The organism is Haladaptatus salinisoli, assembly GCF_020614375.1.
GTDB classification, from domain to species: Archaea; Halobacteriota; Halobacteria; order Halobacteriales; family Haladaptataceae; genus Haladaptatus; species Haladaptatus salinisoli.
Window position 1 is genome coordinate 1,418,276 of record NZ_CP085327.1, and the last position, 14,690, is coordinate 1,432,965.

The 14,690-nt window shown below is 65.9% G+C and carries 19 protein-coding genes and 1 tRNA gene; 10 read left to right on the top strand and 10 right to left on the bottom strand.

Annotation, left to right across the window (positions count from 1 at the left end; genetic code table 11):
• Nucleotides 1–2 precede the first annotated feature (2 nt).
• Nucleotides 3–76: transfer RNA gene (locus tag LIX00_RS07750), tRNA-Val, on the bottom strand.
• 85 nt (nucleotides 77–161) lie between these two features.
• Here LIX00_RS07750 and LIX00_RS07755 point away from each other — a divergent pair.
• The gene (locus tag LIX00_RS07755) at nucleotides 162–431 is read left to right on the top strand and encodes a DUF7538 family protein (protein WP_227355628.1); all 270 of its coding nucleotides are present in this window, start codon (nucleotides 162–164) and stop codon (nucleotides 429–431) included.
• A 103-nt stretch (nucleotides 432–534) separates the two neighbouring features.
• Nucleotides 535–2,481: an ABC transporter ATP-binding protein gene (locus tag LIX00_RS07760; protein ID WP_227355629.1), complete on the top strand. Its 1,947-nt coding sequence runs from the start codon at nucleotides 535–537 to the stop codon at nucleotides 2,479–2,481.
• A 180-nt stretch (nucleotides 2,482–2,661) separates the two neighbouring features.
• On the opposite strand, the gene otsB is transcribed toward LIX00_RS07760, so the two are convergent.
• The 3 genes from otsB to LIX00_RS07775 all read right to left on the bottom strand — a co-directional run bounded on the left by otsB (nucleotide 2,662) and on the right by LIX00_RS07775 (nucleotide 5,518).
• Complete coding sequence (gene otsB, locus LIX00_RS07765) at nucleotides 2,662–3,507, bottom strand: trehalose-phosphatase (RefSeq protein WP_227355630.1); 846 nt, start codon at nucleotides 3,505–3,507, stop codon at nucleotides 2,662–2,664.
• Nucleotides 3,504–5,015 (bottom strand): alpha,alpha-trehalose-phosphate synthase (UDP-forming), encoded by a 1,512-nt coding sequence (locus LIX00_RS07770; protein ID WP_227355631.1) that lies wholly within the window; start codon nucleotides 5,013–5,015, stop codon nucleotides 3,504–3,506. The genes otsB and LIX00_RS07770 overlap by 4 nt, the downstream gene beginning before the upstream one ends.
• 188 nt (nucleotides 5,016–5,203) lie before the next feature.
• The gene (locus LIX00_RS07775) at nucleotides 5,204–5,518 is read right to left on the bottom strand and encodes a DUF5789 family protein (protein WP_227355632.1); all 315 of its coding nucleotides are present in this window, start codon (nucleotides 5,516–5,518) and stop codon (nucleotides 5,204–5,206) included.
• 98 nt (nucleotides 5,519–5,616) lie between these two features.
• On the opposite strand from LIX00_RS07775, the gene LIX00_RS07780 reads away from it, so the two are divergent.
• Entirely contained in the window at nucleotides 5,617–6,354 is a 738-nt protein-coding gene (locus LIX00_RS07780; RefSeq protein WP_227355633.1) for a creatininase family protein, read from the top strand.
• A gap of 24 nt (nucleotides 6,355–6,378) precedes the next feature.
• Here LIX00_RS07780 and LIX00_RS07785 read toward each other — a convergent pair whose 3' ends face one another.
• Both LIX00_RS07785 and LIX00_RS07790 read right to left on the bottom strand, forming a co-directional pair.
• On the bottom strand, nucleotides 6,379–6,885 hold the full coding sequence (locus LIX00_RS07785; RefSeq protein WP_227355634.1) for a DUF5790 family protein: 507 nt from the start codon (nucleotides 6,883–6,885) through the stop codon (nucleotides 6,379–6,381).
• Between the two features lie 233 nt (nucleotides 6,886–7,118).
• A complete protein-coding gene (locus LIX00_RS07790) occupies nucleotides 7,119–7,460 on the bottom strand; it encodes a dihydroneopterin aldolase family protein (RefSeq protein ID WP_227355635.1) in 342 nt (113 codons plus the stop codon).
• Between the two features lie 83 nt (nucleotides 7,461–7,543).
• On the opposite strand from LIX00_RS07790, the gene LIX00_RS07795 reads away from it, so the two are divergent.
• Nucleotides 7,544–8,152 carry a translation initiation factor IF-2 subunit beta gene (locus LIX00_RS07795; RefSeq protein WP_227355636.1) on the top strand — a complete coding sequence of 203 codons (609 nt, stop codon included), beginning with the start codon at nucleotides 7,544–7,546 and terminating at the stop codon, nucleotides 8,150–8,152.
• Between the two features lie 50 nt (nucleotides 8,153–8,202).
• Here LIX00_RS07795 and LIX00_RS07800 read toward each other — a convergent pair whose 3' ends face one another.
• Nucleotides 8,203–8,430: a DUF7860 family protein gene (locus tag LIX00_RS07800; protein ID WP_227355637.1), complete on the bottom strand. Its 228-nt coding sequence runs from the start codon at nucleotides 8,428–8,430 to the stop codon at nucleotides 8,203–8,205.
• 85 nt (nucleotides 8,431–8,515) lie between these two features.
• On the opposite strand from LIX00_RS07800, the gene LIX00_RS07805 reads away from it, so the two are divergent.
• The 3 genes from LIX00_RS07805 (at nucleotide 8,516) to LIX00_RS07815 (ending at nucleotide 10,037) form a co-directional block, all read left to right on the top strand.
• Nucleotides 8,516–8,734 (top strand): DUF8151 family protein, encoded by a 219-nt coding sequence (locus tag LIX00_RS07805; RefSeq protein ID WP_227355638.1) that lies wholly within the window; start codon nucleotides 8,516–8,518, stop codon nucleotides 8,732–8,734.
• Between the two features lie 50 nt (nucleotides 8,735–8,784).
• Nucleotides 8,785–9,528 (top strand): NAD-dependent glucose-6-phosphate dehydrogenase Azf, encoded by a 744-nt coding sequence (azf, locus tag LIX00_RS07810; RefSeq protein ID WP_227355639.1) that lies wholly within the window; start codon nucleotides 8,785–8,787, stop codon nucleotides 9,526–9,528.
• Nucleotides 9,529–9,653: 125 nt separating this feature from the next.
• Complete coding sequence (locus LIX00_RS07815) at nucleotides 9,654–10,037, top strand: NifU family protein (protein WP_227355640.1); 384 nt, start codon at nucleotides 9,654–9,656, stop codon at nucleotides 10,035–10,037.
• A 197-nt stretch (nucleotides 10,038–10,234) separates the two neighbouring features.
• Here the strand turns inward: LIX00_RS07815 and LIX00_RS07820 are convergent, their stop codons facing one another.
• Entirely contained in the window at nucleotides 10,235–11,650 is a 1,416-nt protein-coding gene (locus LIX00_RS07820) for a ribonuclease FAU-1 family protein (protein WP_227355641.1), read from the bottom strand.
• 133 nt (nucleotides 11,651–11,783) lie between these two features.
• The gene (locus LIX00_RS07825; RefSeq protein ID WP_227355642.1) at nucleotides 11,784–11,954 is read right to left on the bottom strand and encodes a hypothetical protein; all 171 of its coding nucleotides are present in this window, start codon (nucleotides 11,952–11,954) and stop codon (nucleotides 11,784–11,786) included.
• A gap of 131 nt (nucleotides 11,955–12,085) precedes the next feature.
• Here LIX00_RS07825 and LIX00_RS07830 point away from each other — a divergent pair, with 131 nt between their 5' ends.
• Both LIX00_RS07830 and LIX00_RS07835 read left to right on the top strand, forming a co-directional pair.
• Nucleotides 12,086–13,108, top strand: coding sequence for a PrsW family intramembrane metalloprotease (locus LIX00_RS07830; RefSeq protein ID WP_227355643.1), 1,023 nt, complete (start codon nucleotides 12,086–12,088; stop codon nucleotides 13,106–13,108).
• Between the two features lie 138 nt (nucleotides 13,109–13,246).
• A complete protein-coding gene (locus tag LIX00_RS07835; RefSeq protein ID WP_227355644.1) occupies nucleotides 13,247–13,681 on the top strand; it encodes an ester cyclase in 435 nt (144 codons plus the stop codon).
• 39 nt (nucleotides 13,682–13,720) lie between these two features.
• Here the strand turns inward: LIX00_RS07835 and LIX00_RS07840 are convergent, their stop codons facing one another.
• On the bottom strand, nucleotides 13,721–14,308 hold the full coding sequence (locus tag LIX00_RS07840; protein WP_227355645.1) for a riboflavin synthase: 588 nt from the start codon (nucleotides 14,306–14,308) through the stop codon (nucleotides 13,721–13,723).
• Between the two features lie 124 nt (nucleotides 14,309–14,432).
• Here LIX00_RS07840 and LIX00_RS07845 point away from each other — a divergent pair, with 124 nt between their 5' ends.
• Entirely contained in the window at nucleotides 14,433–14,675 is a 243-nt protein-coding gene (locus LIX00_RS07845; RefSeq protein WP_227355646.1) for a DUF7533 family protein, read from the top strand.
• Nucleotides 14,676–14,690 lie beyond the last annotated feature (15 nt).

The window sequence follows — 14,690 nt, forward strand, 5'->3', positions numbered from 1 at the left end:
GATGGGTTCGGGCGGATTCGAACCACCGATCTCGGCCTTGTAAGGGCCGCGTCATAACCAACTAGACCACGAACCCGCGTCCGGGGAAAATCACTCCGCAGGAATAACTGTTACTTTCTCGGTTTCGAAACGACTACCACCCCTGCTAGCAATCCGCGGGTATGGACGACTCGCTCTCCGCGCTCGGCGAGCAAGACGGCTGGAAGGCGGACGAGTTCGCCGCCCGGGTCCACTACCGCGGCGCGGACGACCGCTACAGCATCGAGTACTACCATCCCAGCCGGTGCGTGCTCTACTGGAAGGTCAAAGGCGACGGGGAGGTGGCCGTCCCGGTCGGGCGCAACACGGTCCCCGCGCCCCTGCGCGACCGCGTGCGACAGGATTTGGCCGAGGCGGGTATCGACCCCGAAATCGAGAGCCGAGAGCTCTGAAGTGCGCTTCCGCGGCGTGCCGGAGCGAGTGAATTTTTTCTGTGAAGCCGTGTTTCGGTTCGTAGGAAACTCTTATCAATCCCGTGTCCCTTGAGTGAGAATAATGAGCATACGCGCAGACGAAGACGACCCGTTCGAGGAACAACGGGAGAACGCCGAGAATCCCATGCGACGGCTGTTCCTCGAATACGGGGGCGAGAACCGATTCGCCTTCGTCGTCGGGGTCGTGTCGAGTATCTTCGCTCGGGTGCTTAATCTCCTCCCGCCCATCATTCTCGGCGTCGCTATCGACTCGCTTTTCAAGGGTGAAATTCCCTACGCGGAAGCCCTCGGTGACCAACTCCCGCTCGTCTCCGCGAGCGCGGTGGCCGGGTTCGTTCCCTCCGCCCAGAGCGGCCAGTTTTGGTTCTCCGTCGTCGTCATCGCCCTCGCGTTCGGTTTCGGCGCGGCGTTTCACTGGAGTCGAAACTGGGGGTGGAACTCGTTCGCCCAGAACATCCAGCACTCGATTCGCACCGACACGTACGACAAGATGCAGCGATTGGACATGGAGTTCTTTTCGGACAAACAGACCGGGGAAATGATGTCCATCCTCTCGAACGACGTGAACCGCCTCGAACGGTTCCTCAACGACGGGATGAACTCCGCGTTCCGTCTGGGCGTGATGGTCGTCGCCATCGCGACCATCCTCATCACCATCAATTGGCAACTCGCCCTCGTCGCGCTCGTGCCGGTGCCGCTCATCGCGCTGTTCACCTACAAGTTCGTCCAAATCATCCAGCCGAAGTACGCCGACGTGCGCTCGTCGGTCGGGAAGGTGAACTCCCGGCTGGAGAACAACCTGGGCGGCATTCAAGTCATCAAGACGAGCAACACGGAGTCCTTCGAGTCCGACCGCGTGGACGACGTGTCGAACGAGTACTTCGGCGCGAACTGGGACGCCATCATCACGCGCATCAAGTTCTTCCCGTCGCTCCAGATTCTGTCGGGCCTCGGATTCGCCCTGACGTTCATCGTCGGCGGTCTGTGGGTGTTCAATGGTCGGGGTCCGTGGTTCTTCACCGGCAAACTCAAAACCGGGGAGTTCGTCACGTTCATGCTCCTCACCCAGCGATTCATCTGGCCGATGGCGCAGTTCGGGTCCATCATCAACATGTACCAGCGCGCCTACGCCTCCAGCGCCCGCATCTTCGGCCTGATGGACGAGCCGAGCCGAATCAGGGAGGAACCCGACGCGGAGGACCTCGCGGTCGGCGAGGGCGAGGTCGTCTACGACGACGTGACGTTCGGCTACGACGAGGAGACCATCGTCGAGGATATCTCGTTCGAGGTCGAGGGCGGCGACACGCTCGCGCTGGTCGGCCCGACCGGCGCGGGCAAATCCACCGTCCTCAAACTCCTCCTCCGGATGTACGACGTGGACGAGGGCGCCATCCGCATCGACGGCACCGACCTCCGCGACGTGAGCCTGCCGAGCATCCGACAGGCCGTCGGCTACGTCAGCCAGAACACCTTCCTCTTCTACGGGACGGTGAAGGAGAACATCGAGTACGGGACGTTCGACGCCACGGACAGGGAAATAGAGGAGGCCGCGAAGGCGGCCGAGGCCCACGAGTTCATCACGAACCTGCCCGAGGGCTACGAGACGAAGGTCGGCGAGCGCGGGGTGAAGCTCTCGGGCGGCCAGCGCCAGCGCGTCTCCATCGCGCGCGCCATCCTCAAAGACCCGGAGATTCTCATCCTCGACGAAGCGACCAGCGACGTCGACACCGAGACGGAGATGCTCATCCAGCGCAGTCTCGACCGCCTCACCGAGGACCGCACGACGTTCGCCATCGCCCACCGCCTCTCGACCATCAAGGACGCGGACAAAATCGTCGTCCTCGAAGACGGAAAGATAGTGGAGCGCGGACCGCACCACGAACTCCTCGAAGACGGCGGCCTCTACGCCCACCTCTGGGGCGTGCAAGCCGGCGAAATCGACGAACTTCCGGAGGAGTTCGTCGAACGCGCAACCCGCAGAACCGCGCGGACGGACGCCGACGACTGAGGCGACGTCAGCGTCGTCCGCGGCGGAGTCGTCCGTCGAGTCGTCGCGCGCTCGGTCGGTGTCGTCGGTTGCCATTGGCTCTCGCCAGCACGGTACTCGAAAGCGGGGGATAAACGGACGCGACCGTTCAGTCCGTTCGCCGCCGCGCATCCGGGTTTCGAACCGGTAGCGCGGAGTTTCTCAGAGGGGTGCTACGGGGCGTTCCTCCGACTCCGTCCCGAGGAACGCGACGCCGTACTCCGCCAACCACTCGATGATCGAACGGACCGCGGTCGGGTCGGCGACGCGGTAGCCCGCGATGGTCGGCGGTTCGTGCCCGACTTTCAGGGCGAGCCCCGACTCCGGTAGCACGTCGAACGCGTCCTCGTCGGTTCGGTCGTCGCCGACGTAGAGCGGAAGCCACGTCTCGTCGTCGGGGACGTGGTGGTCGTACAGCCAGCGAATCGCCCGCCCCTTGTGCCAGTCCACGTCGGGACGCAGTTCCAGCACTCGCTTGCCCGCCGTGACGCGAACGTCGTCCGACCCTCGCGCCGCCTCCCGAACCGTCCGCTCGACCGCGGGGATCTCGTCGTCGTCGACGAGTCGGAAGTGCACCGACGCGGTGACGCCCTTGTCTTCGACGAACGCGCCGTCCACGGCGGAGAGTCGCGCTTCGAGTTCGTCGCAGAGGGCCTCGATGTCGTCCCTGGCGTCCGCGGCGGCGGGGTGGGTGCGTCGCTCGTCGCCGGCGTGCAGTTCCAGTCCGTGGTTACCGGCGTACGAGACGCCGTCGATGCCGACGCGGTCTCGGAGGTCTTCGCGTCCGCGACCGCTGACGATACCGACGCGCACGTCGGGAGCGTCGCGGAGGGCTTCGAGCGCGGTTCGGGTCTCCGGCGGGAGCGTCGCCTCTTCGGGCCGGTCCTCGATGGGTGCGAGCGACCCGTCGAAATCGAACATGGCTAGCAGTCCGTCGGCGTTCAACAGTCGATTCACCAGCGCGTAGAGGTGTTCGTCGAGGGGGTCGGGTGTCTCGGTACTGGTCATTGCTCGTATCGTTTTCGTTGCTGCGATCTGGCGGCGACGTCGCGTCCGCGCCGAATCGCCTCCACCGTTCTGAACTGCGCGGTCATCCACGCGTACACGTCGTTCGAGCGCACCTCCCGTTCGAGGTCGCGCACGCGGCGCGCTCGCTCGGATTCGGGGAGCGAGAGCGCGCGTTCGATGGCGTCCGCGAATCCCGGCGTGTCGCGCGGGTGCACCGACACCGCCTCGTCGCCCAGTTCCTCGTTCGCGCCCGCCAACTCGCTGAGCACGAGCACGCCGGGGTCGTCCACCTGCGACGCGACGAACTCCTTCACGACGAGGTTCATCCCGTCGCGGAGCGGGCTGACGATGGCGAGGTCGGCCTCGCGGTACAGCGCCGCGAGACCCTCCGGCGGGAGGAACTCGTTCAGGTAGACGACGGGCGTCCACTCGTCGGTTCCGAAGCGGTCGTTGAGTCGCTCGATTTCGGCCTCGACTTCCGCCTGTAGCTCCCGGTACTCGGGAATCCGGCTCCGGCTTTCGCTCGCCTTCTGGACGTAGGTGAAGCGTTCGCGCCACTCCGGGCGCGTCTCCCAGAACTCCTCCAGCGCCGCCAGTCGCTCGGGGATGCCTTTGGTGTAGTCGAGACGCTCGACGCCGACCGCGAGCGTCTCGCCGAGGTCGTGACGCTCGCGGAACTCGCGCCAGAACGCGGTCGCGTCCTCCGAATCGGCGAGTTCCCGCCGGCGGTCGGCGTCGATGCCGAGCGGGAACGAGCGGACGAACGTTCGCCGCCCGTCGTAGACGACGCTCCGGGTCGCGCGGTCGACCATCGTATCGGGTATCATCGCCGCACAGTCGAGAAAGTTCTGGCAGTAGCGGTGGGTGTGGAAGCCGAGCAGGTCGTTCGCCAGCAGCCCGTCGAGCAGTTCCTCGTACTGCGGGCACGTCTGGAAGGCGTCCCACGAGGGCCACGGGATGTGCCAGAACTGCATGCAGAACGCGTCCCGCTCCTCGCGCACCATGCGCGGGGCCAGCGCGAGGTGGTAATCCTGGAACCAGACCAGCGACTCGTCGTCAGTCTCCTCGACGACGGCGTCGGCGAACGCGCGGTTCGCCGACCGGTACTGCTTCCAGAAGTCGGGGTCGGTGTTCATCTTCGCCGGGTCGACGTGGCAGATGGGCCAGAGCACCTGGTTGCTGTAGCCGTAGTAGTAGCCGTCGACCTGTTCGTCGGAGAGCCCGACGCGCCGCAGGTCGTAGGCGGGCGACTCCGGCGGGACGCCGACCCGTCCGCGCTCGTCGGTCACCTCGTCGTCGGCGTCGCCGCTCGCCCACGCCACCCACGTTCCGCCGGCGGACTGGACGATCGGGTCGAGCGCTGACGTGAGCCCGCCCGCGGGACGTTGCACGGCGATGTCGTTTCCGTCGTACTCGTGGCTGTACGGTTGGCGGTTCGAGACGACGACCAGTTCGCGGTCTTCGAGCAGCGTCGAAACCGTCTCCGCTGTGGGCGGTTCACCCGTCATAACGTCGGCAGGCCGCGGAAGTGACCTGCACGTCTGTACTCACCTCTCATCGGGTACGTCGGTGGTTGCCGACAGCGAGGAATAAGGCAGTCGTCCGTTCAACTCCGTTCGACCGAACGAACGGAGTTAACGGCGGCGTACCGCCGCCGTAATCGGTCGGTACCGAGGGAAACGGTCCGTTTCCCTCCTCAGAAGGATTCTTGGTCGGGGTCTTGGCCCTCGCTCTGTTCCGCCCCCGCGCCGCGGTCGGAGTACCGCTGGCGACCGACCGCGCCGCTGTCCACCATGTTCAGAATCGCCTGTCGAGCGCCGTCCGGACCTTCGAAGGTGTCGTTCAGCGGGCCGAGAACCTCTTCGAGCGTCTCGGAACCGTTCTCGTACTCGATCTCGTAGTCGCCGTACTCCTCGACGAGTTCGTCCGTGCTCGCGGGGTAGTCGTGGTTGTCGAGTTTGTCGCCCAGTTCGCCGAGTTCCACGCCCATTTCGCGGTCTTCGTCGGCCATGTCGGAAGGGAAGGCCGTGACCGAGTAAGACCTTCTGGCTAGTTCGCCGGAGGGGTCGGTCCGTCGGCTACAAGGTGGTGCCCGCGCACGTGGTTCGTATGCACCTCGCTGACGCGACGTGGACCGAGGCGGACGCGGTGGAGACGAACCTCGCGCTCCTCCCCGTCGGAAGCACCGAACAGCACGGGCCGCACGCTCCCCTCGGAACCGACCGACTGAACGCGGAGGTGGTCGCGGACGCGGCCGCCGAGGCGTACGACGGCGACGTGGTAGTCGCGCCGCCCGTCGCGGTCGGCGTGAGCGAAGAGCACCGCCAGTTCGCGGGGACGCTGTGGGTCTCGGAGGGGACCTTCCGGCGGTACGTCCGCGAGACGGTCGCCAGCCTCGCCCACCACGGCTGGGACCGGGTCGTACTCGTCAACGGTCACGGCGGCAACGTCGCCGCGCTCCGGGAAGTGGCGGGGCGAATCACGCGCCACGACGCCTCCTACGCGGTCCCGTTCACGTGGTTCGAGGCGGTCGGCGACCACCGGAGCGACATGGGCCACGCGGGGGCCTTGGAAACCGCGCTCCTGCGACGCGTCCGCCCGGAACTCGTCCGGGAAGACCGAATCGACGAGGCCCGCGAGGGCGCGAGCGACGGCTGGGGCGACTGGGTGTCGTACACCAACCTCGCGTTCGACAGCGCGGAGTTCACGGAGAACGGCGTGGTCGGCGACCCGCGAGAAGGAGACGAGGAGCGGGGCGAAGAACTGCTGGAACTGGCGACGCAATCGCTGGTAAAACTGCTCGAAGCGGTGGCGGCGCGGGACGTGGAGCGCCCAGACTACCGTTGAACACCCGCGTCCGTCGGTTCGCGGTTACTCCGCTTCGACCTCTTCCGCTCCGTCGTCGTCCGCGGCGTCCGCTTCCGCTTCGCCGCCGTCCGCTTCGGCCTCCTCGGCGTCCTCCGCGTCCTCCGCGTCGTCCTCCTCGTCCGCGGCGTGCAGGTCTTCGAGCGCGCCTTTCAGGCTAGGGATGGTGCTCGCCAGTTCGCCGACCTGCTCGCGGGCGGCCTCGATGTCGTCGATGGCCGAATCGAGCGTCTCTATCTCCGCTTCGAGGTCGTCCGCGTCCTCGAAGGCGTCGGCGCGTTCGCCCATCGCGTACCACTTCTTCGCGTCGTGGAGGTGCTCCGCGGCGTCGCCGATGTCGAGCGCGGAGCGAAGCGCGTTGAGGGCACCCAGCGTGTTGTCGGCGTCGGTTTCCCAGACGGCGTCGACCGGCGGGAGTTCCTCGCGGGCGGCGGCGAGGTGTTCTTCGACATCCTCGCGCATCTCGTTCGCCGCCTCGCCGAACAGTTCGTCGTCGAACGTCGATTGGCTCATGGGAGACGATTCGGCGGGAATACATTTAAACGGTGACCCGAAACTGAAAGTGAAATCCCGCCTTTCGCCGCGCTCGGTGGCGGAATCCGGGGTGAAACCCCGGCACTTCTTTCGATCCGAGCCGAGTCCGCTCGCGGTACGAGCGCCGATCCCCCGCGAAGTTCGGATGGGCGACCGCCCCCGGCGGTCGCTAACCGGTTCGATTGCGGTGGTAATCCGCCGCGCCCCCCTCGTCAGTCCTCCCGAACCGACTCTATCTTCATCAGCGGGTAGCCGTCCTCCATCGCCATCCGCGTGACGACTTCCGTTCCCTCGCGCTCGACGGCTATCTCCACTTCCATGAACCGACCCGTCAACTCGGTGTACCCGTGGTCGATTTCCGCCGCGAGTTTCTCGGTCAGGATGTCAACCGAGACCGACTCGCAGAAGGGTTGGTTTTCGATGCTCTCCTCGACGGCGCGTTCGAGACTCGGCGCGCTCTCGGGGCTGACGGGGGTCCCGGCGAACTGGTGGTAGAGCGCGCCGAACTTGATTCCCGCCTCGAAACAGGCGGCGTCCCGTGCGGTGGGTTCCATACCCGCCGTGAGGCGGTCGGGGGTTAAATTCGTGGTGACGCGCGACACGGAGCACCTTTACGTATCCATCACCTCGTGTGCATATGGATTACAATTCTGCCCTCGACAGAGGAATGGACGCGGTTCCCGATCTCGAAACCAGCGACGAGCGATTCAGCTTTCCCGACCCGGCGGTACAGAAGGACGGTTCGTTCACGCGACTGACGAATCTGGACGACATCGCTGATGCCCTCTCGCGCGACGGCGAGCACGTCCACAGCGCGCTCCAGCGCGAACTGGGGACGAGCGGGAAGTACGAGGCCGGACAGGCGCGGTACAGCGGGTCGTTCTCGCCGTCCGACTTCGATACGGCGCTGGACGAGTACGTAGAGGAGTTCGTCATCTGCTCCGAGTGCGGCCTGCCGGACACCCGCCTCGTGCGCGAGAACCGCAACCTCATGCTTCGCTGCGACGCTTGCGGCGCGTTTCGACCGGTGACGAAGCGAAGTTCGACGAGCCGAACGCAGCAGCAGAACGCGGTTGAGGAAGGGCGCACCTACGAGGTCAAGATAACCGGTACCGGGCGCAAGGGCGACGGCGTCGCGGAGCGCGGCAAGTACACCATCTTCGTCCCCGGGGCGCAGGAAGGAGACGTCGTCACCATCTTCATCGAGAGCGTGCGCGGAAACCTCGCGTTCTCCCGTCTCGCGTAATTTCTCGAACGATTTTCTCGAATCGACTTTCTCTCTCACGCCTGGCGTCGTCACTCGGTCAGCGGGAGGACGATGCCGAACACGAACGGGGAGAGCAGTCCGAGCAGGATGCCGAGGATTTCGAGGTCGGTGAAGAGAGCGTTCTCCCAGCCGGGTAGCGAGCCGTACAGCGCGGTGCCGACGAACTCGCCGAGCGCGCCGAGCGCGAGCAGCGAGACGCCGAGGAGGAAGCCCGTTTTCGTGAGTTTCGGATAGTCGAGGTCGCCGTATCGTCCCATAGAAGCAGTTCCGCGGCTGTCGAGGAAAAGCGTTTTCGTCGAACGCCAGCGAAACGTTCTTGCGTGTCACGTTCGGAGACGGGGTATGTACGAACCGCTCCTCGAAGCCGGCGCGTTTCTGTTCTACCTCCTCGGGTCGGGACTGCTGACCGCGCTCGGCCTGCTCGCAGAGTACGACGGAATCCAAAGCGCCGCGTCCGGCGACAGCGTGCTGGCGGTGTGGCTCATCTACATGGGAACCGTCGCGCTCGTCGCCGGCGTCATGCTCGCCCGAGAGAAAGTCCTCGGGCGCGCGCTGGCGTAACGCCTCGAAATCGCATGGTTCTTATCGGCCTTGTGCCTCTAGCCGACTGAATGGACGACCCCGTTCTGCTCACGGGCTCCGAGGGCCGCGTCGGGTCGGCGATTCTCGGCGACCTCGGTTCGAAGTACGACTGGCGACTGCTCGACCGTGAACCGCCGACGGAAGAACCGTCTCACGAGTTTTTCGTCGCGGACATCACCGACTACGACGCGGTTCGCGAGGCGGCGGAGGGTGCGGGGGCCATCGTCCACCTCGCGGGCGACCCGCGACCGGAAGCGCCGTGGAACAGCGTCCTCGGCAATAACATCGACGGGACGCACACCATCCTGCAGGTCGCCGCCGACGTGGGCGTCGAGAGGTTCGTCTTCGCCTCCTCGAACCACGCGGTCGGGGCTTACGAAACCGAGGAGCGAACGCCCGACCTCTACCGGGACCACGACGAGTTTCGACTCGACGGCAGCGAACTCCCCCGCCCCAGCAACCTCTACGGCGTGAGCAAGGCGGCGGGCGAGATACTCGGGCGCTACTACCACGACGAGTTCGACATCAGCGTCGCCTGCGTCAGAATCGGAAATCTCACCGAGGGCCACCCGCCGAAGGACTACGAGCGCGGGCAGGCGATGTGGCTCTCCTACCGCGACTGCGCCCATCTGTTTGACCGCTGTCTGGCGGCCGAGTACGGCTACGAAATCGTCTACGGCATCTCCGACAACGACCGGAAGTACTACTCCATCGAGCGGGCGCGCGAGGTGCTGGGGTACGACCCGCAGGACAACTCCGCCCACCACGATTAGGGCGTTCGAACCGTCGCGCGGAGCGCCCCGACCCTCCCGCGGAATCGACCGATCGACCGGCGACGTCCCGCCGCCTCGCGGGCGAACCCCAACATTCCCATACTTCCAGCACCTAGGGCCACCCAATGACCGAGACCGAGACAAAATCCACGGACGCGGCGGACGACCTCAAATCGCGGGTCGAACGCTGGCTCTCCGCCCAGATGCCCATCATCCAGATGCACGGCGGGACGAGCGCGGTTCGCAAGGCCGACCCCGAGGACGGCGAGGTCGTCATCGAACTCGGCGGCACCTGCAGCGGCTGCGCCATCAGCTCCGTCACGTCCCAGAACATCGAGGCCGACCTCCTGACGGAGTTCGACGAGATAGACGACGTGACGGTTCGCGTCCCGGACGACGGAACCGGCGAGTGGAAGGTCGACCAGCCGGAGAGCGTGATGGGCATCGACCGCTCCGAAGGCGGCCGGGGCGGAAAGATGGGCACCTCGAACGAGAACGAGCACTTCTAACCACCTTTTACGACGGTCGCAGGCAGGAACGACGCGGTTGTCGTTCCTGCTGGCTCCCTGGAAAAGCCGAACCAAAAGCACGGCGCTCCTCCCTGCGGTCGTCGCTTGGCCCGCTCGTTCGTCACTCCGTTCCTCACTCGCGGCGGGTGTGCTAGCCTTCGGCGGTCGCGTGGCGAAACCGGGTTTCCTTGTCGCAGTTACTTGTCTAACACCCTCTCCACGCTCGCCGCCACGCTCCGGGCCTTCTCGGCCAGTTCCTCGGAGACGTGGTCCGCCTCCACCGCCGCGTCCAGTTCGTCGTCGTCCACCCGCTCGACGCTCCCGTCCGGGCGCTTGACGACGTCGACGTGCAGGTCGACGTAGCGCACGGATTGAGGAAACAACTCGACCGGCGTGCAGACGTTGACGTAGGTTCCCTTCGACTCGCCGTCCTCCCCTCGGTAGGCGGTGGGGTACCACCACCGTCCTTCGCGGAACTTCGTGATGGCGACGTCGCCCGACTCGCGGTCGGTGCCGAGGGCGTCGTAGGTGCCCGACCCGCGCATCTCCCGGCGGACGGTGTACGTCCCCTCCTCGGGATCGCACTCGGTCACCTCCCCCTTTCCGAGCGAGAAACAGCGCCCGTCCGGCTTGCCGTGGTCGACGAACACCTCGCCGCCCTCCTCCGGCCCGAACTGTCGGAGGGTCGCGCCCATCGGAAACTCCCCGTCGGAGTCGTAGAGGTCCTCCGCGAAATCGACCGCCGCGCTCGCCGCCGAGTCGGCGGCTTTGATTCGGTGGTGGCCGGGGATGGTGGTCGTGACGTCCCCGCGCGGGCCGTCCAGTTCGAATCGGGACTCCCTGCCGAACCAGATCCACGCCGTCGCCTCGGGTTCTGCGAGGGTCCGCGGAGCGTCGCTCTCCTCTCCTCCCTCGTCCGCGAGCGCTGCGTCGATGGTTTCGGCGCGCTCGACGGCCCGAGAGAGCGCGGCGTCCATCTCGCTCACGTCCGCGTCGCTCGCGGCGTACTCCCAGCGGACGCCCCACCCGTCGGGGACGTCGGTCCGGAGCATCTCGGTCGTCCGCGCGAGTTCGCGCCTGCCGGCGTCGTCCGGGGCGTCGGCGACGACGCGACTAACGCCTTTCGAGAGGCCGGCGACGCCGCCGAACACACGCACCTCGGTTCCGAGCAGGGGCCGGTCGCGCGCCCACGGCGGCGCGGGTTCGTGCACCTGTACGCGCACGCGGTCGCCCTCGTCGATTCGACGGTCGACCTTCCCGTACGGGAGGAAGCCGTCGCGGTCCCCGAGGTTCACGACGGCACCGCTTCCGAGCGTCTCGTCGACGACGCCGTCGAAGAGCGCGCCGCGGGCGGCGGCGTCCCCCCAGCGGAAGGTGTCGACGCCGATATCCGCCAGTCGCTCGGCGAGCGTTCCGACCGCGCCCGGGTCGCCGAAGATTCCGACGCCCTGCCTGTCGTCGGTCGTCTCGACCGTCGCGTCGTACTCCCCGGTCTCGAACTCGCGGTCGAATCGGCGACGGATGGGCGGCGAAGCCTGCACCACGTCGAACTCCTCGGCGAACAGGGCGGTGAGGGCCGTGGTGTAGATGCCGCGAACGCGAACCCTGCTCATGGCTGGACGCGATGGCGGCGCTCGTCAAGAAAACGGCGGTCGGCGGTCGTCGCGGAAAGGAAGGTAGTTCGCATACCCCTCGCTTGGCGCGGAGGGGTTTTCAGCGTGACGAGGTCGGTCGTCGGCGACCGGGTCAGTCGTCCGCGGGGACGGTGCCGGTCCAGTTCGCGTCGGTTTTCGCGGGCGTCGGTCCCTCGTCGGTCGATTCCGCGGATTCGTCTTCGGCCGACGCGTTCTCGTCTCGTGTCGTTTTCTTCGGCGGTGCCGAGTACAGGATTCCTCGGCTCGGGCTCGTGGGAGTCATCGTGTATCACGACTCGGCGATTGCCGCTATTAAACCCACCCCTACATGAATATATGTAAAATATATTCGTATAAGGTGTACTAGGTCTCCGCCGCCGAACGCTTTACTCCCCGTCCGCGTGAATACGCGCCATGGACGAGAAACGCGACCCGGTCGCGGAAGGAACCGACGACTCGGTCGATCTCTACGGGGTCTCGACGTGGGAGCGGCGAACGCGCCTCGACCGGTTCTCCTCGAAGCTTTACGGGGGCATCGTGGTGACTGCGCGCGCACTCGTCGTCTTACTCGCGCTGGCGATCCTCCTCGTGCAGTTCGCGCTCGGGGGATTGGCGGCGATAACCGAGTCGTGGGTCGGGATGTTCGTCATCCTCTCCATCGTCCCGGCGTTCGCCTTCGCCATCTACATCTGGCGCGCCGACGTGACGATGTCCGAACCGCTGCCGACCCTCGTCGTCACGTTCCTGCTCGGCGTGCTGTTCGCCGGATTCGCGGCGGTGTTCAACTCGTACCTGCAGCCGTTCTTCACGGGGATTCCGGTCGTCGGGATGGTGCTCTTTTTCTACCTCGTCGTCGGCCCGATCGAGGAGACCGTGAAGTGGCTGGCGGTGCGCCTGTACGCCTATCGAAGCGACAAGTTCGACGCGGTCATCGACGGCGCGGTGTACGGCGCGATGGCCGGACTGGGGTTCGCGACCATCGAGAACGCCATCTACATCAGCCAGGAGTACCTCAGCGCCGCGGGAACCGAGCAGTTCCTTCGGACCGGCCAGACCGCCGTCTTCCGGCTGTTCGCCGGACCGGGCCACGTCATCTACTCCGCGTTCGCGGGCTACTACCTCGGGCTGGCGAAGTTCAACCGCGAGAACGCGGGCCCCATCGTCGTAAAGGGGCTCCTCATCGCGGCGTTCATCCACGCGACGTACAACACGCTGGTCGGGTTGGTTCCCGGAGTGGTCTCGTACTTCTTCCCGTCCGTCACGCCCGTGATGGCCTACATCGCGTTCGTGTTCGTCTACGACGGGTTCTTCGGTTACCTGCTCTACCGGAAGATCGAACGGTACCGGGAGCTGTACGACCGGGCGGACCGGCGGAAGTCGGTGGCGTTCGACGACGAAGAGCGGTCGGCCGACTCGGTCGAGTTCGACTCCGAGTAGCTCGTTTCTCGCGACTCCCGGACCGCGTCGTACGATACGACTATCGTGTGCGGCGTCGAATACGAAGCTAGCGTTATCGGTGCTGACGGGGGGGATGTCGAGGAGCGTCGAGATGAACGCTGAAAAAGGGGGGTTACGATGGCAACAGAAACGACCGAGGAGAACAAGCGACTGGCGCGTCGCGTCCCGGAAGAGATAGCCACGGAACGGAACTTCGACCTCGTCGAGGAGGTGTACGCCGAGGACTGCGTCGAACACGCACCGTTCGGGGAGCCCGCGACGGGGAGGGAAGCGACCGAGGAACAGCTTCGGAGTTTCATCGGCGCGTTCCCGGACTTCGAGGCGACGGTGGAGGACGCCGTCGCCGAGGGCGACACGGTCGCCATGCGCGTGACGCTCCGGGGTACGCACGAGGGTGAGTTCATGGGAATCGAGCCGACCGGAAACTCGTTCGAGGTACAGAACGCGGTTTTCACCCGCGTCGAGGACGGGAAGATAGCCGAGCGATGGGTGATGCCCGATACGCTCGGGATGTTCCGACAACTGGGCGTCGTCGAGTCGCCCGTGAACTGACTCGAAATCGAACGGCCTCGTTTTTTGTCGGGTCTCGAACTACTCCGCGAGCAGTCGCTCGGCGTACTTCGCCAGCACGTCGACTTCGAGGTGAACAGGGTCGCCGGGTTCCTTCTCCGAGAGGTTCGTCACGTCGCGGGTCGTCGGGATGACGGCGACGGTGAAGGCGTCCTCCCCCCTGTCTGCCACCGTGAGACTGATGCCGTCCACCGCCACGGAACCTTTCTCCACGATGTACTTCCCGTACCCCTCGGGTACGGCGAACTCGTACTCCCAGTCCTCCCCGACCTGCCGAACGTCCACGACCTCGGTCGTCGTGTCGACGTGACCCTGCACGAAGTGCCCGTCGAGGCGGGCGTCCGCCCGGAGCGCGCGTTCGAGGTTGACGGCGTCGCCCTCCGCTATCTCCCCGAGGTAGGTCTTCGCCACCGTCTCGCTCGCAAGAAACACCTCGAACGTCTCTTCGTCGAACCGCTCGACGGTCAAGCAGGCCCCGTTGACGCTGATGCTCGCGCCGTGTTCCACGTCCGAGAGCGCCTCGTCAGCCGCGATGACGAGTCTCCGACCGCCGTCCGCGTCTTCGACGCGGCGCACTTCGCCCGCCTCCGCAACAATTCCGGTAAACATAACGGAACTGTGACGCCGAGGGGTTGAAAACCGTTCCGAATCGTCCGAACCGCGTCGGGGGGCGGTCACGTTTTCGCCGGTCCGTGGCGGCGGACTTTTGGTCGGCGGCCGGGTACGGGACGGCATGAAACTGGGAATCCTCGACACCATCAGTCTGGCGGCGACGCTGGTGTTCGCCATCCCCATCGCCCTCTTCGGTATCGAACGCCTGCTCGCGGGCCAGACGCTCTTCGGCGGCGCGTTCGTCGTCGTCGCCGTCCTCATGGTCGTCCTCCGCGAGTGGCTGACGACGCCGACCGACGTCCCGGCGAGCGCGGCGCAGAAGGTGGTCGGGAAGGTCGCCAAAACCGAGGACGAGAAGGAGTAGCGGCGACTCGGGGCG